Raw genomic sequence first — 20,142 nt, forward strand, 5'->3', positions numbered from 1 at the left:
CCATGCGCTTTCTCTTCAAGACCTCGTACGAGCAAGACATTCGCCTCGCCAAGCATGGCGGGCATGTGTTCTGGTACAGCCTGCTGTGCCTGGCCCTGGTCGCCGCGCCCTGGGTGGCGCCTGAATACTGGTTGGCACAGCTCACCTTTGTGCTCATCTACGCCATCGTGGGCCTGGGGCTGATGCTGCTGGCGGGCTTCACCGGCTTGTTCTCGCTGGGGCATGCAGCGTTTCTGGGCGTGGGGGCGTATACGCAGGCCGTGCTCACGGGCATGGGCTGGCCGTTTGCGCTGTCGCTGGCCTGCGCGGCGGGGCTGTCGGCCGCTGTGGGCGTGGTGGTGGGACTGCCAGCACTCCGCGTCAAAGGCATCTACCTGGGCATGGCCACACTGTCCTTCGGCTTCATCGTGGAAGAGGTGTTCGCGCGGTGGGAGTCGGTCACAGGCGGCAACTCCGGCAAGCACCTGGTGCCGCCACAAATCGCGGGCTACTCGTTCGAGACCACAGAGTCGTTCTACTTTCTGTGCCTTGTGATTGCGGTGGTCAGCACCCTCGCCATCCTGAACCTGCTGCGCTCGCCCACGGGCCGTGCGTTTGTCGCCATCCGTGATTCAGAGATCTCGGCGCAGAGCATGGGCATCCACCTGGCCCGCTACAAGACGCTGTCGTTCTCCATATCGGCTGCACTTGCAGGCATCGGCGGTGCGTTGTACGCGCACAAGCTGCAGTTCATCTCGCCCGATCAGTTCAACATCCTGCAGTCCATCGACCTGCTGCTGATGATCGTGATCGGTGGGCTGGGATCGGTGCATGGAGCGTTCCTGGGCGCCATCTTCCTCATCACCATGCCGCAGATGATTTCGCTCTCCAAGGACTGGCTGCCCGCCGCCATCGGCCAGGCACCGGGCCTGCAGGCGGTGGTGTACGGCGCGGTGCTGATCGCCTTTGTGCTGTTCGAACCCATGGGCCTGTATGGCCGCTGGCTCAAGGTGCGCACCTGGCTGCAGATGTTCCCGTTCTACCGCAAGGGCTTGTTCAAGCGGCAGAAGTCGTTCCAGAAATCGGATCGCTTGAAATGAAGCACCCCGTGAGTCGCTTCGCGCCTTCCCCCTCTCTCGATTCGCTGCGCGATTCGGGAGGGGAACGCCCCCCGCGCGGCGGGGCGGCCCTTGCGCGGGGGCACTGGCCTCGGTCACGCCAGTCGCAAAGGCTGCGGACGGCATTCAGCACACTGGACCAGTGAAATGACCCAAATTGCTGTACCCATGACTGACGAAATCCTGCTCAGCGCCCAGAACCTCAGTGTGCGCTTTGGCGGCGTGCTCGCGGTCAACAACGTGAGCTTTGACGTGCGCCGTGGCGAGGTGTTCACCCTCATCGGCCCCAACGGCGCGGGCAAGACGACGGTGTTCAACCTCATCAGCCGCATCTATACGCCCACCACCGGCACCATCGCCTACGCGGGCCCGGGCGGGGCCCTGCTGCCATTGACCGACCAGCCGCCGCACAAGGTGGCAGGCCTGGGCATTGCACGCACCTTCCAGAACATCGAACTCTTCGAGCACGCGAGTGTGCTGCACAACCTGCTGATCGGCCGCCACACCCGACAACACAGCAGCCTGTGGGCCGAGATGTTCTTCACGCGCAAGGTGCGCGAAGGCGAAGTTCAGGCCCGGGAGAAGGCTGAGCAGGTCATCGATTTTCTCGACCTGCAGCACTACCGCGACACCATGGTCGCCGGCCTGCCCTACGGCGTGCGCAAGGTGGTGGAGCTGGCCCGTGCGCTGTGCACCGAGCCGCAGTTGCTGCTGCTCGACGAGCCCTCGTCGGGCCTGAACGTGGAGGAAACTGACGACATGGCCTTCTGGATCCAGGACATCCAGCACGAGCTGGGCATCACCGTGCTGATGGTGGAGCACGACATGTCGCTGGTCTCCAAGGTATCCGACCGCGTGCTGGCCATGAATCAGGGCGAGGTGGTGGCCATGGGCACGCCGCGCGAGGTGCAGACGCACCCCGGCGTGATCGAGGCGTACCTGGGCACCATCGACGACGTGAGCAACCTGCGGCGTCCGGCGGGTTCAAAAATGGGGGTTCGGGCATGAACGCCGTACTTGCCGCCGTCAACACATCCGCAGCAGCAGCTGCTGCTGACCAACCCTTGCTGCGCCTGCAGAACGTGGAAAGTGCCTACGGCCCCATCAAGGCCATCCGGGGCGTCAGCCTGCAGGTGCGGCGCGGCGAGATCGCCGCCGTGCTGGGCAGCAACGGCGCGGGCAAGACCACCATCCTGAAGACCATCAGCGGCATCATCGACCCGCGCAAGGGCTCCATCGAATTCGCGGGCGCCGACATCACTGCCAACGACCCGGCGGCCATCGTGCGCCGGGGCCTGATGCACGTGCCCGAGGGGCGCGAGGTGTTTGCGCTGCTTTCGGTGCGCGACAACCTGCTCATGGGCGCATACACCCGCAGTGATGCCGACGCCGTGGCCCGCGACATCGAAACGGTGTATGGCTACTTCCCCATCCTGAAGGAGCGCGCAGCGCAGGACGCCGGCCTGCTATCAGGCGGGCAACAGCAGATGCTGGCCATCTCGCGTGCGTTGATGGCCAACCCAGAACTCATCCTGCTGGACGAGCCCAGCCTGGGCCTGTCCCCCAAGCTCACCAAGGAGATCTTCGAGATCGTGGTGCGCATCAACCGTGAGCGCGGCACCACCATCCTGCTGGTCGAGCAGAACGCCAACATGGCGCTCAACGCATCGGACTACGGCTATGTGCTGGAGAACGGCCGCATCGTGATGGAAGACAGCTGCGAGCGCCTGCGCGAGAAGGACGACATCAAGGAGTTCTACCTTGGGATGAAAGATGTCGGCGTGCGTGGAGAGCGGCGCTGGAAGAAAAAGAAGACCTGGAGATAAGCGCAAATGTCTAACCTCTGGGACCTCGATCACATCCAGCCCGCAGGCACCGACGTGCTTGCGGGCGACACCATCGCTGCCATGTTCTGGAACGCCGTGGCCGAGCGCGGCCAGCGCGTTTGGATGCGCCAGAAGGAGCTGGGCATCTGGAAGAGCTGGACCTGGGACCAGACGGCGGAAGCCGTGCGGGAGATTGCGGGCGGCCTGATGTCGCTGGGTTTTGCGCCCGGCGAATGTGCATCCATCCTGTCCAACACCAACATCGAATGGGTGCTGGCCGATCTGGCCGTGCTGAGCTGTGGCGGCGTGGCCAATGGCATCTACCCCACTGACGCGGCGGCGCAGGTGCATTACCTGAGCGAAGACTCTCGCACCACCGTGCTGTTTGTGGAAGACGATGAACAGCTCGACAAGGCCCTGGAAGTGCGCAGCAGCCTGCCCCTGCTGCGCAAGGTGGTGGTGTTCGACATGGAAGGCCTGCGCAGTCTGAACGACCCCGATGTGCTGAGCCTGGCCGCCCTGCGCGAGCTGGGCAGGGCCTGGAATGCACAACACCCCGACGCGCTGATGCAGCGCGTCAAGGCCTGCCGACCCGAAGACTTGGCCATCCTGGTCTACACCTCGGGCACCACCGGCAAGCCCAAGGGTGCCATGCACACGCACGCCGCGCTCACCTACACCGTGCGCGGCTACAACACGCTGATCTCGCGCAGCGAAGCCGACGAGACCATGTGTTTTCTGCCCCTGTGCCACATCGCCGAGCGCATGGGGGGCGAATACTTCTCGCTCTACACCGGCGCGCGCCTCAACTTTGTCGAGAACCCCGACACCGTGCCCGAGAACGTGCGAGAGATCGCGCCCACGGTGTTCACCGCCGTACCCCGGGTGTGGGAGAAGTTCTATTCGGGCGTGATGATTGCCCTGAAGGAATCCACGCGCATGCAGCAGGCGGCCTATGCCTGGTCGATTGGCGTGGGCACCCGCATCGCAGATCGGGTGCTGGCCGGACAGCCGGTGGGCGGTTTGCTGAAGGCGCAGTTCATGCTGGCGCGCTTTCTGGCGCTTAACAATGTGCGCAAGCTCATCGGCATCCACCGTGCGCGCTTCCTCGTCACGGGCGCAGCGCCCATTTCGCCCGATCTGGTGAAGTGGTACCTCGCGCTGGGCGTGCCCATGCTGGAGGTGTGGGGCATGACCGAGACCTGCGGAGCCTCCACCGGTGTGCCGGCCAGCCGCATCAAACCCGGCTCCATCGGCCCCGCGGCCAGCTACAACGAGGTGCGCATCGACCCCGCCACGGGAGAAATCCTGGTGCGTGGTCCCAATGTGTTCAAGGGCTACCTCAACCAGCCCGAGAAAACCGCCGAAACCATCGACCCCGAAGGCTGGCTGCACACGGGCGATGTGGGCCTGATCGACGCCGATGGCTACCTTCGCATCACCGACCGCATGAAGGACATCATCATCACGGCGGGCGGCAAGAACATCACGCCGAGCGAGCTGGAGAACGAACTCAAGTTCAGCCCATACATCACCGATGCGGTGGTGATTGGCGACAAGCTGCCCTACCTCACGGTGATCATCATGATCGACCAGGAGAACGTGGAGAAGTACGCACAGGACAACGACGTGCCGTTCTCCAACTACGCCAGCCTGACCCGCACCCGCGAGGTGCAGGAGCTGATCCAGAGCGAAATCGACCGCGTGAACGCCAAGTTCGCCCGCGTGGAGCAGATCAAGAAGTTCTTCCTGCTCGATACGCAACTCACGGCCGAGGACGAAGAGCTGACACCCACCATGAAGCTCAAGCGCAAGCTGGTGCAGCAAAAGTACGCACCGCAGATTGAGGCGATGTACCGGTAGGTGCGCACGTCACGCAACCCCAGGCCACGCCCATCAGGATAGGGAAAGTGCTGGTGCCCCACCCCGGGCATCGTTCTATAACGAGCAACCGAGTTCGATCCAACCAAAGGAGACGTGCCATGAAGTTTCATCACATTGCCGCGCTGGCCATCGTGGCCATGGCCGGAGGTGCTGCACAGGCCCAGCCCAGCCAGGGCGTGAGCAAGGACACCATCACGCTGGGTTCCATCCAGGATCTGTCCGGCCCGCTGGCGGGCTTTGGCAAGCAGGTGCGGCTGGGCATGATGCTGCGCGTGGACGAGGCCAACGAGCAAGGCGGCGTCAATGGCCGCAAGCTGGACCTGAAGGTGGAAGACTCGGGCTACGACCCCAAGAAAGCCGTGCTGGCCGCGCAAAAGCTCGTGAACCAGGACAAGATCTTCATGATGGTGGCGCACATCGGCACGGCGCAAAACCTGGCCGCCATGCCGGTGCAGTTCAGCAAGAACGTGATCAACTTCTTCCCGGTGACGGCCGCGCGGGAAATGTACGAGCCCTTCCACAAGCTCAAGTATTCGTTTGCCGCCACTTACTACGACCAGATCCGCCTTGCCGCACCCAAGCTCATCAAGGAAAAGGGCGCCAAGAAGATCTGCACCATCTACCAGGACGATGAATTTGGCCTGGAGGTGATGCGCGGGGGCGAAGCGGCACTCAAGTCCATGGGCATGGACTTCACCGAGAAGACCTCGTACAAGCGCGGCGCCACCGACTTCTCTTCACAGGTCGCCAAGATGAAGTCGTCCGAATGCGACTTCGTGATCCTGGGCACCATCATCCGCGAAACCATCGGCACGATTGGCGAGGCGCGCAAGACGGGCTTTAACCCCACCTTCCTGGGCTCCAGCGCCGCCTACACCGACCTCATCCACAAGCTGGGCGGCAAGCCCATGGACGGGCTGTACGCCACCATGACGGTGCAACACCCCTACCTGGATGAAGCCAGCCAGCCCATCCGCTTCTGGGCCAACAAGTACAAGACCAAGTTCAACGAAGACCCCACCGTGTTCTCGGTCTACGGCTACAACGCCATCGACGCCTTCATCAAGGCGGCCCAGAAGGCGGGCCCCAATCTGAGCACCGACAGCTTCATCAAGGCCATGGACACCATGGTGATTCCGCCCGACATGTTCGGCAGCGCCGAGGGCACCTTTGGCCCACAAAAGCGCCTGGGCAGCGATCTTTCTCGCCTGTCGCAGATCACCGATGGCAAGTGGAAGGTGGTCTCCGACTACGTCAAGCCATGAGCGCCTGACCCGCCTCCTTCAAGCCGCCTTCGGGCGGCTTTTGCGTTTCAGGGGGTGCATCCGGGCTCAGTCGGTGGCAGAATTTAACCAAGCAGTAACTTTGCATAAATAACCTGGTTGCCCCACCATGATCGAACGCACCCTCTTCCAGCCCGACCACCAGGCCTTTGCCGACAGCTTTCGCCGCTTCATCGACAAGGAAGTGACGCCCCACCACGCCGCCTGGGAAGACCAGGGCTATGTGGCGCGCGAGGTGTGGAGCCAGGCGGGCGCCAACGGCTTTCTGTGCATGAGCCTGCCCGAGGAATACGGAGGCGCCGGGGCCGACAAGCTCTATTCGGTGGCGCAGATGGAAGAGCTGGCGCGTGCAGGCACCACCGGCATCGGCTTTGGTCTGCACAGCGAGATCGTGGCGCCGTACATCCTGCACTACGGCACCGAGGCCCAGAAACAGAAGTACCTGCCGCAGATGGCCAGCGGCGACGTGGTGGGCGCCATCGCCATGAGCGAGCCGGCTGCGGGCAGCGACCTGCAAGGCATCAAGACCACAGCCATCAAAAGTGCGGACGGGTCGCACTACGTGCTGAACGGCAGCAAAACCTTCATCACCAACGGCTGGCATGCCGACCTTGTGATTGTGGTCGCCAAGACCGACCCGGCTGCGGGCGCCAAGGGCACCAGCCTTTTGCTGGTGGAGCGCGGCATGCCCGGCTTTGAAAAAGGCCAGCGCCTCAAGAAGATGGGCATGAAGGCGCAGGACACGTCCGAGCTGTTCTTCAACGACGTGCAGGTGCCGGTGGACAACCTGCTGGGCGGCCCCGCCATGGAAGGGCGTGGCTTCATCTGCCTGATGGAGCAGTTGCCCTGGGAGCGCCTGCAGATCGCCATCACCGCCGTGGCCGCCGCCCAGGCCGCCATTGACTGGACGCTGGACTACGTCAAGCAGCGCAAGGTCTTTGGCCAGAGCGTGGCGTCATTTCAAAACACCCGCCACACCCTGGCCGAGCTGCAAACGCAGGTGCAGGTGGCCCGCGTGTTCGTGGACAAATGCTGTGAGCTGATCGTGCGCGATCAGCTCGACACCGAAACCGCCAGCATGGCCAAGTACTGGACGACCGACCTGCAGTGCAAGGTGATGGACGAATGTGTGCAGCTGTTCGGTGGCTATGGCTACATGTGGGAATACCCCATCACCCGCGCCTATGCCGACGCACGCGTGCAGCGCATTTATGGCGGCACCAACGAGATCATGAAAGAAGTGATTGCGCGGGCCATGGGCCTGGGCAAATAACGGAATGCACCGCACCGTGAATAACGCAGTGCACGATGCCCTGCACAACGCCCTTCACAACGCACAAGTGGGCGCCGAATGCCGCTACAGGTACCAGGCGGCGCGCGCTTCCTCGGGGCTGAGCGGCGCACCGGGGCGGCGGTCGGTGACATTCAGCCAGGAGCGCACACCCTGGCTGCCACTCAGCGCGCGCATCAGCAGCAAGCCTGCGCCAATGCCGCGAATGGCCGCCGAGCTGCGGCTGGGCGCCATGAAGGCCGCCACCGCCAGCGCGCTGGATGCCGCCAGCACGACATGGTGCTCCAGCGCAAATCCTTCGCGCGTGTCGTCGTATTCGATGGCGCTGCGCGCGATGCGCTGCAATGCAGGGGATGAATTTCGTTCCATAGCCAGAAATGTAGATAGCAACCGCCGAAAGATAGTGCAAAAACCACTGCACCCGCGTCAGAAAGCACCTTGTAGTGGCGTGAGCCAGCCCAGCTGCTTTACCGCCGCACTGCTTGAAGTTTAGAGAAACCACCGGAGACCATTCATGACCGAAGCCTATGTATTCGACGCGCTGCGCACCCCGCGTGGCAAGGGCAAGAAGGACGGCACACTGCACGAGGTCAAGCCCATCGACCTGCTGGTGGGCCTGCTGACCGAACTGCAAGCGCGCCACCGCTTTGACACGGCGGCGGTGGACGACGTGGTCATGGGCATCGTCTCGCCCGTGGGCGAGCAGGGCTCGGTGTTACCGAAGGTGGCGGCGCTCAAGGCCGGGTGGGACTTTCGCTGTGCGGGTGTGCAGGTCAACCGTTTCTGCGCCTCGGGCCTGGAAGCCGTGAACCTGGCCGCGCAGAAGGTGCGCAGCGGCTGGGAAGACCTGGTGGTGGCCGGTGGCGTGGAGAGCATGAGCCGCGTGCCCATTGGCTCCGACGGCGGCGCCTGGGCGCAAGACCCGGAGACCAACTCCGCCACGCTGTTTGTGCCCCAGGGCATCGGCGCCGACCTCATCGCCACGCTGGACGGATACACCCGTGCCGACGTGGACGCCTTCGCGCTCGAATCGCAACGCCGCGCCACCGCCGCGCGCGCAGCGGGCTATTTCAAGAATTCGGTCGTGCCCGTGCGCGACTTCATCGGCCAGACCATCCTGGCGGAAGACGAATTCATCAAGCCCAAGACAACCCTTGAAGGCCTGGGCGCGCTCAAGGCCTCGTTCGAGCAACTGGGCGGCATGGGCTTTGACGCCGTGGCGCTGCAGCGGTACCCGCAGGTGGAGCGCATCCACCACGTTCACCACGCGGGCAACTCGTCAGGCATTGTGGATGGCGCCGCCGCCGTGCTGATCGGCAACGAGGCCGCCGCCAAGACCCACGGCCTCACGCCCCGCGCGCGCATTGTGGCCACGGCGCTCAGCGGCGCCGACCCCACCATCATGCTCACCGGCCCCGTTCCCGCTGCCAAGAAGGCGCTGGACCGTGCGGGCATGACCATCGACCAGATCGACTTGTTTGAAGTCAACGAAGCGTTTGCCGCAGTGCCCATGCGCTTCATGCGCGAGCTGGGCGTGCCGCACGATAAGGTCAACGTGAACGGCGGCGCCATCGCCATGGGTCACCCGCTGGGCGCCACGGGCGCCATGATCCTCGGCACGCTGATTGACGAGCTGCACCGCCGGGGCCAGCGCTATGGGCTCGCCACGCTGTGCGTGGGCGGCGGCATGGGCATCGCAACGATTGTTGAACGCATTTGATGGACTGGGTAGGAGACAAGAACATGCAAACCATCCGCTACGAACTCATCCCCGCCCAAGGCACCGAAGGCCAGGTCGCCGTCATCACGTTTGACGAAACCAACTCCCCCGTCAACACCATGTGCCGCCAGTGGCAGCAAGAGCTGGGCGAGGTCACCGCACAGGTACTGGGCGACCGCGAACGCCTGGGCACTGCGCTCAAAGGCATCGTGCTCGCGTCGGCCAAGACCAGCTTCTTTGCCGGTGCCGACCTCAAGGCCACCATGCGCCTCACACCCGCCGATGCGCCCAACGCGTTTGGCGAAATCGAGCGCATGAAGAAGCACTTCCGCACGCTCGAAACGCTGGGCATCCCCGTGGTGGCCTGCCTCAACGGCGCCGCACTGGGTGGCGGCTGGGAAGTCGCCCTGGTGGCCCACTACCGCATCGCCGTGGCCGACCCCAAGATCCAGTTCGGCCTGCCCGAGGTGACGCTGGGCCTGATGCCCGGCGCCACCGGCGTGACCAAGATGACGCGCCTCCTGGGCCTGATGGGCGCGCAGCCCTACATCCTGGAAGGCAAGCTCTTCAACCCCGCCGAGGCGCTGGAGCTGCAACTGGTGCACGAGCTGGTTGCCACGCGCGAGCAGTTGCTGCCCGCCGCCCTGGCCCACATCGCCACCCACCCGCACGCCGTGCAGCCGTGGGACGATAAGAATTACAAAATGCCCGGCGGCACACCCGCCAACCCCAAGATCGCTGGCGCCCTCACCGTGGCGCCCGCCATGCTCAAGAAGACCACGCGCGGCCGCTACCCCGCGCCCGAGGCCGCGCTGGCCGCCATGGTCGAAGGCGCGATGGCGGACTACGACACCGCCCTGCGCATTGAAAGCCGCTACCTCGCCCGCCTGATGACCGGCCCCGTGGCGCGCAACATGATCAACACGTTCTTCTTTGACATGAACGCGATCAAGAGCGGCAAGTCGCGCCCCGGCGCCACACCACGCTACAAGCCGCAAAAGGTCGGCATCCTGGGCGCCGGCATGATGGGCGCGGGCATCGCCTGGGCCCAGGCCAGCCGGGGCATCACCACCGTGCTCAAGGACGTGAGCGCGGAGAAGGCCGAGGCGGGCAAGGCCTACAGCGCCAAACTCACGCAGGCCCGCGTGGACAAGGGCCGCATGACGGCCGAGGCTCAGCAGGCGCTACTCTCCCGCATCACCCCCACCGCCAGCGCGGCCGACCTGGCGGGCTGCGACCTCATCATCGAAGCCGTGTTCGAAAGCCGCGACCTCAAAGCCAAGGTCACGCAAGAGGCCGAGCCGCACTTGGCCCCCGGCGGCTTCTTTGCCAGCAACACCTCCACCCTGCCCATCAGTGGCCTGGCCACGGCCAGCAGCAAGCCCGAGAAGTTTGTCGGCATCCACTTCTTCAGCCCCGTGGACAAGATGAAACTGGTGGAGATCATTCGCGGCAAACAGACGGACGACGAGACCGTAGCCCGCGCGTTCGACTACGTGCAGGCTCTGGGCAAAGTACCCATCGTGGTCAACGACTCACGCGGCTTCTACACCAGCCGCACCTTTGGCACCTTTGTGATGGAAGGCGCCGCCATGCTGGGCGAAGGTATCCCCGCCGCCGCCATTGAAAACGCCGCCATGCAGGCCGGCCTGCCCGTGGGCCCGCTGGCCGTGCTGGACGAAACCGCGCTGACTCTGAGTGTGCACGTGCTGGACCAGACCCGCGCCGACTACGCGGCTGAAGGCAAGACCTACACCGCCACGCCCGGCGAGCTGCTGGTGGAGCGCATGGTCAAAGAGCTAAAGCGCCCCGGCCGCGCCGGTGGCGGCGGCTTTTATGACTACCCCACAGGCGCCAAGAAGCACCTGTGGCCCGAGCTGAAACCTCTGTTCGAAAAGCCGGGCGTGGAGTGGAGCGTGCAGGAAATCCAGGACCGGCTGCTCTACCGCCAGGCCATCGAGACCGCGCGCTGCCTGGCCGAGGGCGTGTTGACCAGCGTGCATGACGCGAACATCGGTTCGATCTTCGGGATCGGGTTTCCGGCGTGGACGGGAGGGGCGATGCAGTTCATTTATGGAACGGGTCTTGAGGCGTTTATGCAGAGGACGGACCAGCTGGCGGCACGCCATGGAGTCGGCTTCAAGTTAGACGCAAAAGCACGAAATGCAATCGAGAAATTTCAACCGATTTATTAACGATCACCGCATGAACAGGGGGGCAATCTTCGATAGGGAGGGCCCCCAATTCACTCTCGAAACTGATTGAGTTGCCGCTTAGAAGGGAATGTCATCAATGAACTCGAAGGCACCTTCGTATCTGTAGACTTTTTCAAGCGCCTTACTTACGCGTTCCTTGATAGCCTTCGATTGATTGAACTTGTCGGGCGCATCAATCTCGAGCCCGAAGTCGGTATGGATGAGCAGCTTTTTTTCTTTCTTAGAGTAGCTCAATGTGGCTGTCTCCATGTCCACATGGACACCCGCCTCGGATACCGATTTCCATCGAATAAATGACCGCACCTCATTTCGGAACGTAGGCAGTAAGGCATTCAGCCGTCGATCATCTTGCACGATATCCCGATAGAAGGAGTCACATTCATCAGCGACCCACTTGGCATTTGCATCATGCAGACGGCCGTAGTCCTGCAAAGTACTCTCGAAAGCCGAGGCGCGAATGAAGCGGATCCGCGAGAAGGTCTCTTTTCGGTGAATGATGTATCGCCCTACGTAGTGTTCCGAATCGATCTCCGCACACTCAATGTCAGATCCCCGAAAGTGCAACCGCAGCAATTCAGTGTCCGCTACAGCCAGCAAATTGAACTGATATAGAGAAGGTTTCTTTTTGCGATTCGGCAGTGACCCCAGCTCGTACGCCTGAGCTTTCATTAACGATGTGATTGCGCTGAAGATTGCTACGTCGTTTTTTGGACTACTGGCGAGCTTCGTACTCCCGCTGCCATGAGTTTGCTTTCTTGTTACCGAGGTGATCTCTGCAGCTTTGGATAGCTCCTGAAAGGCGAAGACCTCAACGTCCGGCACGCTGAGCGCTTGAACCACACCAAAAGATTGGGCAGCTGCGTGATAAGCCTTTGCGCAATTCGGCTCTGCAAGTCGATACTGGAGAGCTGGATCATTCGACCACGCGTGCATTGGCCACCAATCAGCGTTCGGGTCCTTGAGGTTGATGTCCCGCGCAAGCAGGGCCCAAACATTCTCCTCGCTCTTTTTGCAACTGATGACGAGAGTCGTGTAGACATCAAAGTGCTGTACGTGACTGACCTTGTATGCGATCAGATCGACTTCTCGCACGGTGTTCGAGTAATCGTCTTCGTAGTACTTATTGCTGATGACCGTCCAGCCGCTAGCTTTTAGCAGTTGAGCGACACGATTTTCCAAGACGAAACCCGTCTTCTTGATTGCGTCCTTGTACGCCTGATAGTTCGACACGGATTCCATGCGTCCTCCTCAATGGGCAACCGCAGTCTATTACCGTAGGTCTGCTTAACGCAGCGCAACCCCGTGCCACCCTTTCGCAAGGCAAGTATGTCGGGTGACGTCATGCGGCTGAACCAACCTACGGCGCCACGATTCCTATTTCATCCTTGCAAATTGATCGCTGGCCGATCAGTTTGCAAGGATGAAAACGCAGACGAATGTCGTGTAAGCACTTTCGGCTAATCAGCAGCCTTCAATCCCAACATCCCACGCGCCTCCTGCGGCGACGCCACCGCACGCCCCGCGTTGCGCGCGTACTCCACCAATTTCTCAATCAACGGTCCGTTCGAATCCGCCTTGCTTCCATCCGGCAGATAGAACGTATCCTCCAGCCCCGTGCGCAAATGCCCGCCCAGTTCCGCCACGCGTTGGTGCACGGGCCAGATCTCGCTGCGGCCGATGACGGTGGCTTGCCAGGGGGCGTCCTTGATCTTGAGTTTGAGCAGGATGGGCAGCAGGTCCGGGTCCGCGGGCATGCCGGATTCGACGCCCATCACAAAGTTGTATTCGGGCAGGCGCTCGGTGTACATGCCGGTCTGCACATACATCTCCACGCAGCGCACGATGCCTACGTCGAAGCATTCGAACTCGGGCAGCGTGCCGGTCTCCAGCATCACGTCGATGAAGTCTTTGACCTTGGCGGGCTGGTTGTCGAACAGCATGGGCGGCCAGGCCCAGGTGCCGTTGCTGCGCACCTTCAGGTAGTTGAGCGAGCCGGCGTTGCACGCGGCCATCTCGGGGCGGGTGACGCGCAGGCAGTCGAGCGGGCCCTGGTAGTTGGGGCCCACCACGCCGGTGGTCTGGTTGATGATCAAACCCGGGCAGGCATCGCGCATGGCTTGCACACAGTCGCGCGCCACCTGCGGGTCCCAGCTGGGCAGGTGGCCCTTGCCGGGCTCCTGGTTGCGAAAGTGCACGTGGACCACGGCGGCGCCAGCGTCGCAGGCGCGGCGGGCCTCTTTGGCCAGTTGCTCGGGCGTGACGGGCACGTGGTGCTGGCCGGGGTCCGTCAGCACGCCGGTGATGGCGCAGGTGATGATGGCTTTGTTGCCGTGGTCGGTGCTGTGCATGGTGGCTGTCTCCTTCAAATGCCGAGCTGCTTGGCAGCCAGGTCTTTCATGATTTCTTCCGCACCGCCGCCGATCATCATGACCTTGACCTCGCGGTAGATGCGCTCGCTGACGGTGCCGCGCATGAAGCCCATGCCGCCCAGGATCTGCACGGCCTGGTCGGCGCAGAACTGCATGGTTTGGGTGGAGTGGTTCTTCAGCATGCAGATGTTGGCCACCCATTCCGGCCCGGTGCCGCCCGCGTCGGCCTGCGCGGCCACGGACTCGCACCATGCGGCGGTGGACTGGATGCGCATCTGCATGTCCACCAGCTTGTGGCGGATGACCTGGTGCTCGACCAGCGCGGCGCCAAAGGTCTTGCGCTGGCGCGCCCAGGCCAGGGCTTCGTCGAAGCAGGCCTCGGCAAAGCCCAGGGCCGATGCGGCCAGGCCAAAGCGCTCGCCGTTGAAGTTGGCCATGATGATGCGAAAGCCCGCGCCCTCTTCGCCCAGCAGGTAGCGGGCGGGCACGCGCACGTTGTCAAACCGCAGGTGGGCTGTGTCAGAGCAGAGCCAGCCCATCTTGTCGAGCTTGCTGCGCGACAGGCCTGCACTGTGGCCGGGCATGACCAGCATCGATATGCCGCCACTGCCCTTGCTTCCAGCCTCTCCCGTTCTGACAGCGACCGTGATCCAGTCCGCGCGCATGCCGGAGGTGATGAACACCTTTTCGCCGTTGACGATGTACTCATCACCCTCTCGCCGCGCTGTGGTCTTGAGCTGGGCCACATCGGACCCGCCACCGGGCTCGGTAATCGCCAGCGCAGCGATTTGCTCGCCCGCCAGCACGGGCGGAATGACCTCGGCACGCACCGCGTCGCTGCCATGCGCCAGCACGGGCGGCAAGCCAATGTTGTGCGACAGCAGGCTGGCCAGCACGCCGCCGCTGGCGCCGTGGCGGCTGAGCGCGCGCCACAGCGGCAAGCGCAAGGCGTAGCTGGCGGGTGTGCCGCCGTACTGCTCGGGGTAGCCCAGCCCTAGCAGGCCCAGGTCGGCCGCGCGGCGGTACAGGCTGCGGGGGAATTCACCGGCCGCGTCCCACGCGTCCACATGCGGCGCGATCTCGGTGCGGGCAAAGCGGGTGACGGTGTCGGTGAGGGCGGTGCGGTCTTCGTCGCTCACAGGGGTTGCGTCGGATGTGGCGGTCATGCGGGCGCTCCTTGCGTGGCGGGTGCAAAGCGGGCCAGCACCTGGCCGGGCGACACCTGCTGGCCGGGGGCTACCAGCAGCTCGGCCACCGTGGCGGCGGCGGGGCTGGCCAGGCTGTGTTCGAGCTTCATGGATTCGATGACCACCACCGTATCGCCCGCCGCCAGCGCCTGGCCTGCAACCACAGGCAGCGCGACCACCTTGCCGTTGAAGGGGGCGCGCAACTCCGTCGCACCGCCCGCCGCACCCGCGCGCGCAACGGGTTCCCACGATGCGTCTTCCACCCAGCCGTCCACGCCGCCCGACTGCCAGTGCCAACGCCGGGGACCAACCGCCACGCAATGCACGCCGCGCTGGGGCAGTTGCAAAGTCACAGGTTCTGCCCCGGCCTGCTCCACCTGCAGCCTTCCACCGCCCAGCTCGCGCACGGCAATGGAGTGCACCTCGCCCTGGTGGCGCAGCCGCAGGGGCCGGGCCATGGCACAAGGCAGGTCCGACGTCGGATTTGAAGCAAAAATTGCCGATAGCGCTGAAGGAATATGCACTGATAGCTCATTATTTGATAGCAACCGCTGCAGCTCCTGGGCATGCTCCGCCAGGAACGGCACCAGCGCCTGGCCGCTGGCAAACACGGGGTGCTGCAGGCAGGCCGCCAGAAACGCGCGGTTGGTGGGCAAGCCCAGCACGCGGGTGCCCTGCAGCGCACGCACCAGCGCGGCAATGGCCTCGGGCCGCGTGGGCGCGTGCACGATGAGCTTGCCCAGCATGGCGTCGTAGTGAGGCGTGACCTCTGCCCCCTCTTCCAGCGCATGGTCAAAGCGCAGCGCGCCCGGCGCAGCCCGCTCAAACGCGGTGGCCGGTGGTGCGCTGAACTGCAGCACGCGGCCGGTGTGGGGGCGGAAGTGCGCGTCTTCGGCACACAGGCGCACTTCGATGGCGTGGCCTTGCAGATGCACCTCATCTTGCGTGAGCGGCAGCGGCTCACCCCGAGCCACGCGGATTTGCCATTCCACCAGGTCCAGCCCCGTGAGCGCTTCGGTCACCGGGTGCTCCACCTGCAGGCGGGTGTTCATCTCCATCAGGTAGAAATCACTGCCGTCGAGCAAGAACTCCACCGTGCCCGCACCCACATAGCCAGCTGCCTGTGCCAGCGCCACGGCGCAGGCGCCCATGCGCTCGCGCAGCGCTGCGTCCACGGCGGGGCTGGGGGACTCTTCAATGATCTTCTGGTGGCGGCGCTGTACCGAGCAATCGCGCTCGCCCAGGTGGATGCACGCGCCGTAGGAGTCGGCAAAGACTTGCACCTCCACATGGCGCGGCTGCAACAGCGCACGTTCGATCAGCAAGTCGCCACAACCAAAACCCGCCAGCGCCTCCGACCGGGCACTGGCCAATGCGGCGGGCAACTGCGCCAGGTCGGTGACCAGGCGCATGCCGCGCCCTCCCCCACCCGCCACGGCCTTGACCATGAGGGGCGTGCCAATGCGTGCAGCCTCGGCGGCAAAGCGTTCGTCGCTCTGGTCGTCGCCGGAGTACCCGGGCAAGCAGGGCACGCCGTGCGCATGGGCCAGGGCCTTGGCCCCCGACTTGCTGCCCAATGCGCGGATGGCGGCTGGCGAGGGGCCAATCCAGGTCAGGCCCGCATCGACCACGGCCTGGGCGAAGTCAGCGTTCTCGCTGAGGAAGCCATAGCCGGGGTGCACGGCATCGGCGCCGGTGGCACGGGCGGCGGCCAGCAGCTTGTCGGTGCGCAGGTAGGTGTCGGCACTGGCCGCGCCACCCAGCGCCACGGCCTGGGTGGCTTCGCGCACATGCAGGGCGTTGGCATCGGGGTCGGAGTAAACCGCCACCGCTTCGATGCCCATGCGGTGGGCGGTGTGAATCACCCGGCGAGTGATCTCGCCGCGATTGGCGATCAGTATCTTTTTCATGGCTTCGCACTCCAGGGCGGCGCCTTGCGCGCAGCAAACGCCGCCAGCCCTTGCGGCGCCTCGGGACCACGCAGCGCTTGCGAAAAAGCAATTGCCGCTTCGTCCAGCAGCGCGGGCAACGGCGTTTCGGCTTGGGCCAGCAACAAACGTTTGGTGGCGGCCACGGCCTGCGGCGCTGCGGCAGCGTGGCGTGCAATGGTGGCTTGCACAGCAGCCTCCATGTCGCCACTCACCACCTCATCGACCAGCCCCGCGATTTGAGCTTTCGCGGCATCCCAGCGCTCGCCCGTCAGCAGACAACGACGCGCAGCAGACGGGCCAAGGCGCCGCACGACAAACGGCGCGATCTGCGCAGGCACGATGCCCAGCGTGACCTCGGGCGTGGCGAACTGTGCGCTGGTGTGGGCCAGCACCTGATCGGCACAGCACACCAGGCCAAAGCCCCCGCCCATCGCAGCACCTTCGACCGCCACTATGAGCCACTGCGGCAGCGCGCAAAGGGCCTGCAGCAGCGCGCCAAAGCGGCGGTTCAGCGGCACCAGCGGGTCAGCCTCGCCCGCAGCCAGGGGCTGGCCGATGGTCTTGGCGAAGCCGCCCAGGCTGCCACCCGCGCAAAAGTGACCTCCCGCGCCGCGCAGCACCACGCCGCGCAGGTCGGCATCTGCAGCGGCGCGCTCGCACGCGGCCAGCAGTGCGTCCACCATCGCCTCCGACAACGCATTGCGGCTGGCGGGGTCGTTAAGCGTCCAGGTTTCGAGGCTGCCGCTGGGCAGCGGCACACGGTCCATGAGCAAAACAGCGGCGGTCATTTCCGTATTCCATGGTTCGCACGCAGCGGGCTGACTTCACTCCCTCGCCCCTTGCGGGAGAGGGCTGGGGAGAGGGGGTGCCGGACTGGGAGGCAGCGCCAAATCAGCCCCCTCTCCCCAACCCCTCTCCCGCGAGGGGAGAGGGGCAGTACTGCGTGCGCATCACGCTGCAGGGACAACCTTTTGCCTCTCATACGGGTCGTTTCGCAATGCCCATGAGCTTGGCGAGGATGCCGAGCATGACCTCGTCCGCCCCGCCACCGATGGACGCCAGCCGCCCGTCGCGGTACATGCGCGAGACCTTGTTCTCCAGCGTGAAGCCCATGCCGCCCCAGAACTGCAGGCAGGTGTCGGGCACCTCGCGGTTCAGGCGGCCGGCCTTGAGCTTGGCCATGCTGGCCAACTCCAGCACGTCCTGCCCGTTCACATACAGGTCGCAGGCGCGGTAGGTCAGAGCGCGCAGCGCTTCGACCTCGGTCTTGAGTTCGGCCAGCTTGAACTGCACCCACTGCTGGTCGGCCAGCGTGCTGCCAAACAGCTTGCGCTCCTGCGCGTAGTCGATGGTCCACTGGATGCAGTGGTTCAGCGATTCGAGCGTGCTGGCGGCGCACCACAGGCGCTCTTCCTGGAACTGCTGCATCTGGTAAATAAAGCCCTGCCCTTCGGCACCGATGCGGTAGCGCTGCGGCACGCGCACCTCGTCAAAGTAGATCAAGCCGGTGTCGCTGCTGTGCATGCCGATCTTGCGGATCTTTTGCGCCACCTCGATGCCCCTGGTGAGCTTGCCGCCGGGCCCGTCGCGCATGGGCACCATGACCAGGCTCTTGTTCTTGTGCACGGGGCCTTCGCCGGTGTTCACCAGCATGCACATCCAGTCGGCCTGCAGGCTGTTGGTGATCCACATCTTCTGGCCGGTGATCACATAGTCGTCGCCGTCCTTGCGCGCCACGCTTTTGATGCCCGACACGTCGCTGCCCGCCGCAGGCTCGCTCACGCCAATGCAGCCCACCATGTCGCCCGCAATGGCGGGGGCGAGAAAGTTGCGCTTGAGTTCTTCGCTGCCATAGCGCGCCAGCGCCGGGGTGCACATGTCGGTCTGCACACCAATGGCCATGGGCACGCCGCCGCAGTGGATGTGGCCCAGTGCCTCGGCCATGGCGAGGCTGTAGGAGTAGTCCAGCCCTGCGCCGCCGTATTCCTCGGGCTTGCACAGGCCCAGCAGGCCCAGGTTGCCCATCTTCTTGAAGACCTCGTGCGCGGGGAAGATCTCGGCCGCCTCCCACTCGTCTACATGGGGGTTGATCTCCTCGTCGATGAAACGCCTGAGGGTCTTCTGGATCTCGCGGTGCTCGTGTGTGAACTGCATGGTGCTTGTCTCCTGCTGTTGCGTTTGTATGTTTGTGTGCCTGCAAACCTCGATCACGAAAGCTGAAACTGCCCCAGCGGCTGGGGCCGCCCGTTGAGCACCAGCTCCACCTGGTGCGCGCCGGGGTAGTGGGTGCGTGTGGTCATCTGCTGCAGCGACAGCGTCTTGCCCACCGCCACGGTGGCGCCGGGTGCGATGTCCAGCGTTTGCAGCTTGAACACCTTGGGCGCCGCGCCGCCGTGGGCCTTGACGTAGTGCACCTTGAGGTCCGCCAGCACGCGCTGGGACTGGGGTGTGGGGTTGTGCAGTTCGGCCTCGATGCGCACCTTGTCGCCGATGCGTGCGCGGGCGGGAAGCACGCGCGCGGACCGCACGTCCAGCGCCACGGCATGGCCCACGCCCAGGGCATCGAGCGCAGCGGCGTCGCCGCGTTTGATGAGAAAGCGCAGGCCGTGACGCACCAGGGCCTCGCGCGGGGCGGGTGCGCCCAACAGCCAGGTGCGCGCGGTGCCTACGGCGAGGTCGGAGTGGTCCTTGGCGATATCGCCCAGGTGGTTGGCGACCGAGCGGCGCACATAAGACGATGGGTCGTCCTTGAGCGCATCGAGCAATGGCAGGGCCAGTTGCGGGTTGTTCTGGAATGCAGGCAAACGCGGCGCCCAGGGCAGGCGGGGCCGCGTGCCTTCGCTCACCAGGCGGCGCACATGGGCGTTGTCGTCCTGCGCCCAGTCGCGCAGCCGCGCGAGCGTGGCGCCCTGGTGGTGCAGCAGGTAGGGGCGGATGCTGAACTCGGCCGTAAAGCGCTGGGTCAACGCGTACTGCGCGGCCATGGCCGCCTCGAAATGCGGCAGGCCGTGTGTGCCGATGTAGATGCTGTGGGGCAGGTACAAAAAGGCGCTGTAAGGGCGGTCACCCGCATCAGGCTCGCCTGCCACGTCCAGGCCCATGGGCGGGTCCATCGAATCGACCAGCACACCCAGCGCGCGCGGCACGTCCTGCGGCAGGTGGGCCTGCAGGGCCTGCGCAATGCGCTGGCCGCGCGCCATCAGCTCCAGCGATTCGTAGCCGGGCTCTACCTGCTGCAGAAAAGCGGTGGTGTCGAACTTGCGCCACGCACGGCGCACCATGGCCGCGATGCGAGGCGGCACGGTGTCGTTGAGCAGGTATTTGAGAGGCTCGGCCAT

General features: G+C 64.4%; 16 protein-coding genes. 8 read left to right on the forward strand and 8 right to left on the reverse strand.

The features are described from left to right. The first annotated feature begins 2 nt into the window (after positions 1 to 2). From ACQ4MJ_RS17410 to ACQ4MJ_RS17435, 6 genes are all read left to right on the forward strand, one after another. Positions 3 to 1,079: a branched-chain amino acid ABC transporter permease gene (locus ACQ4MJ_RS17410; protein WP_055393742.1), complete on the forward strand. Its 1,077-nt coding sequence runs from the start codon at positions 3 to 5 to the stop codon at positions 1,077 to 1,079. A 186-nt stretch (positions 1,080 to 1,265) separates the two neighbouring features. Continuing rightward, positions 1,266 to 2,105 (forward strand): ABC transporter ATP-binding protein, encoded by an 840-nt coding sequence (locus ACQ4MJ_RS17415; RefSeq protein WP_055393740.1) that lies wholly within the window; start codon positions 1,266 to 1,268, stop codon positions 2,103 to 2,105. Beyond that, positions 2,102 to 2,923, forward strand: a complete 822-nt coding sequence (locus ACQ4MJ_RS17420) for an ABC transporter ATP-binding protein (protein WP_431151841.1) — start codon at positions 2,102 to 2,104, stop codon at positions 2,921 to 2,923. Before ACQ4MJ_RS17415 ends, ACQ4MJ_RS17420 begins: the two co-directional genes overlap by 4 nt. A 6-nt stretch (positions 2,924 to 2,929) precedes the next feature. Next, entirely contained in the window at positions 2,930 to 4,786 is a 1,857-nt protein-coding gene (locus tag ACQ4MJ_RS17425) for an AMP-dependent synthetase/ligase (protein WP_431151840.1), read from the forward strand. A 119-nt stretch (positions 4,787 to 4,905) separates the two neighbouring features. Next, positions 4,906 to 6,072 (forward strand): ABC transporter substrate-binding protein, encoded by a 1,167-nt coding sequence (locus ACQ4MJ_RS17430; RefSeq protein WP_056059375.1) that lies wholly within the window; start codon positions 4,906 to 4,908, stop codon positions 6,070 to 6,072. A 127-nt stretch (positions 6,073 to 6,199) separates the two neighbouring features. Next, entirely contained in the window at positions 6,200 to 7,363 is a 1,164-nt protein-coding gene (locus tag ACQ4MJ_RS17435; RefSeq protein ID WP_431151838.1) for an acyl-CoA dehydrogenase family protein, read from the forward strand. Between the two features lie 84 nt (positions 7,364 to 7,447). Here the strand turns inward: ACQ4MJ_RS17435 and ACQ4MJ_RS17440 are convergent, their stop codons facing one another. Continuing rightward, on the reverse strand, positions 7,448 to 7,750 hold the full coding sequence (locus tag ACQ4MJ_RS17440) for a hypothetical protein (RefSeq protein WP_395452730.1): 303 nt from the start codon (positions 7,748 to 7,750) through the stop codon (positions 7,448 to 7,450). 145 nt (positions 7,751 to 7,895) lie between these two features. Between ACQ4MJ_RS17440 and ACQ4MJ_RS17445 the strand changes: the two genes are divergently transcribed. Together ACQ4MJ_RS17445 and ACQ4MJ_RS17450 are read left to right on the forward strand one after the other, a co-directional pair. Beyond that, positions 7,896 to 9,101 carry an acetyl-CoA C-acetyltransferase gene (locus ACQ4MJ_RS17445; protein ID WP_431151837.1) on the forward strand — a complete coding sequence of 402 codons (1,206 nt, stop codon included), beginning with the start codon at positions 7,896 to 7,898 and terminating at the stop codon, positions 9,099 to 9,101. 23 nt (positions 9,102 to 9,124) lie between these two features. After that, positions 9,125 to 11,296, forward strand: coding sequence for a 3-hydroxyacyl-CoA dehydrogenase NAD-binding domain-containing protein (locus ACQ4MJ_RS17450; RefSeq protein ID WP_431151836.1), 2,172 nt, complete (start codon positions 9,125 to 9,127; stop codon positions 11,294 to 11,296). 78 nt (positions 11,297 to 11,374) lie between these two features. Here ACQ4MJ_RS17450 and ACQ4MJ_RS17455 read toward each other — a convergent pair whose 3' ends face one another. The 7 genes from ACQ4MJ_RS17455 to ACQ4MJ_RS17485 form a co-directional block, all read right to left on the reverse strand. After that, positions 11,375 to 12,556, reverse strand: a complete 1,182-nt coding sequence (locus tag ACQ4MJ_RS17455; RefSeq protein WP_431151835.1) for a hypothetical protein — start codon at positions 12,554 to 12,556, stop codon at positions 11,375 to 11,377. A 218-nt stretch (positions 12,557 to 12,774) separates the two neighbouring features. After that, on the reverse strand, positions 12,775 to 13,665 hold the full coding sequence (locus ACQ4MJ_RS17460) for a 3-keto-5-aminohexanoate cleavage protein (RefSeq protein WP_431151834.1): 891 nt from the start codon (positions 13,663 to 13,665) through the stop codon (positions 12,775 to 12,777). Positions 13,666 to 13,679: 14 nt separating this feature from the next. After that, positions 13,680 to 14,852: an acyl-CoA dehydrogenase family protein gene (locus ACQ4MJ_RS17465; protein WP_431151833.1), complete on the reverse strand. Its 1,173-nt coding sequence runs from the start codon at positions 14,850 to 14,852 to the stop codon at positions 13,680 to 13,682. Further along, positions 14,849 to 16,783 carry a biotin carboxylase N-terminal domain-containing protein gene (locus tag ACQ4MJ_RS17470; protein ID WP_431151832.1) on the reverse strand — a complete coding sequence of 645 codons (1,935 nt, stop codon included), beginning with the start codon at positions 16,781 to 16,783 and terminating at the stop codon, positions 14,849 to 14,851. Before ACQ4MJ_RS17470 ends, ACQ4MJ_RS17465 begins: the two co-directional genes overlap by 4 nt. Next, positions 16,780 to 17,592, reverse strand: coding sequence for an enoyl-CoA hydratase/isomerase family protein (locus ACQ4MJ_RS17475; protein WP_431151831.1), 813 nt, complete (start codon positions 17,590 to 17,592; stop codon positions 16,780 to 16,782). The genes ACQ4MJ_RS17470 and ACQ4MJ_RS17475 overlap by 4 nt, the downstream gene beginning before the upstream one ends. A 190-nt stretch (positions 17,593 to 17,782) precedes the next feature. Further along, a complete protein-coding gene (locus ACQ4MJ_RS17480; RefSeq protein ID WP_431151830.1) occupies positions 17,783 to 18,958 on the reverse strand; it encodes an acyl-CoA dehydrogenase family protein in 1,176 nt (391 codons plus the stop codon). 53 nt (positions 18,959 to 19,011) lie between these two features. Continuing rightward, positions 19,012 to 20,142: a DNA alkylation repair protein gene (locus ACQ4MJ_RS17485; RefSeq protein ID WP_431151829.1), complete on the reverse strand. Its 1,131-nt coding sequence runs from the start codon at positions 20,140 to 20,142 to the stop codon at positions 19,012 to 19,014.

The sequence above is a fragment of the Acidovorax facilis genome (genome assembly GCF_050626955.1).
GTDB classification, from domain to species: Bacteria; Pseudomonadota; Gammaproteobacteria; order Burkholderiales; family Burkholderiaceae_C; genus Acidovorax; species Acidovorax facilis.

What these genes read in the sequence shown, in the direction of transcription:
- ACQ4MJ_RS17435 (WP_431151838.1), top strand. Translation starts at nt 6,200, where the DNA reads ATGATCGAACGCACCCTCTTCCAGCCCGACCACCAGGCCTTTGCCGAC.
- ACQ4MJ_RS17445 (WP_431151837.1), top strand. Translation starts at nt 7,896, where the DNA reads ATGACCGAAGCCTATGTATTCGACGCGCTGCGCACCCCGCGTGGCAAG.
- ACQ4MJ_RS17485 (WP_431151829.1), bottom strand. Translation starts at nt 20,142, where the DNA reads ATGGCCGAGCCTCTCAAATACCTGCTCAACGACACCGTGCCGCCTCGC.
- ACQ4MJ_RS17410 (WP_055393742.1), top strand. Translation starts at nt 3, where the DNA reads ATGCGCTTTCTCTTCAAGACCTCGTACGAGCAAGACATTCGCCTCGCC.
- ACQ4MJ_RS17450 (WP_431151836.1), top strand. Translation starts at nt 9,125, where the DNA reads ATGCAAACCATCCGCTACGAACTCATCCCCGCCCAAGGCACCGAAGGC.
- ACQ4MJ_RS17470 (WP_431151832.1), bottom strand. Translation starts at nt 16,783, where the DNA reads ATGAAAAAGATACTGATCGCCAATCGCGGCGAGATCACTCGCCGGGTG.
- ACQ4MJ_RS17455 (WP_431151835.1), bottom strand. Translation starts at nt 12,556, where the DNA reads ATGGAATCCGTGTCGAACTATCAGGCGTACAAGGACGCAATCAAGAAG.
- ACQ4MJ_RS17475 (WP_431151831.1), bottom strand. Translation starts at nt 17,592, where the DNA reads ATGACCGCCGCTGTTTTGCTCATGGACCGTGTGCCGCTGCCCAGCGGC.
- ACQ4MJ_RS17415 (WP_055393740.1), top strand. Translation starts at nt 1,266, where the DNA reads ATGACTGACGAAATCCTGCTCAGCGCCCAGAACCTCAGTGTGCGCTTT.
- ACQ4MJ_RS17440 (WP_395452730.1), bottom strand. Translation starts at nt 7,750, where the DNA reads ATGGAACGAAATTCATCCCCTGCATTGCAGCGCATCGCGCGCAGCGCC.
- ACQ4MJ_RS17480 (WP_431151830.1), bottom strand. Translation starts at nt 18,958, where the DNA reads ATGCAGTTCACACACGAGCACCGCGAGATCCAGAAGACCCTCAGGCGT.
- ACQ4MJ_RS17430 (WP_056059375.1), top strand. Translation starts at nt 4,906, where the DNA reads ATGAAGTTTCATCACATTGCCGCGCTGGCCATCGTGGCCATGGCCGGA.
- ACQ4MJ_RS17465 (WP_431151833.1), bottom strand. Translation starts at nt 14,852, where the DNA reads ATGACCGCCACATCCGACGCAACCCCTGTGAGCGACGAAGACCGCACC.
- ACQ4MJ_RS17425 (WP_431151840.1), top strand. Translation starts at nt 2,930, where the DNA reads ATGTCTAACCTCTGGGACCTCGATCACATCCAGCCCGCAGGCACCGAC.
- ACQ4MJ_RS17460 (WP_431151834.1), bottom strand. Translation starts at nt 13,665, where the DNA reads ATGCACAGCACCGACCACGGCAACAAAGCCATCATCACCTGCGCCATC.
- ACQ4MJ_RS17420 (WP_431151841.1), top strand. Translation starts at nt 2,102, where the DNA reads ATGAACGCCGTACTTGCCGCCGTCAACACATCCGCAGCAGCAGCTGCT.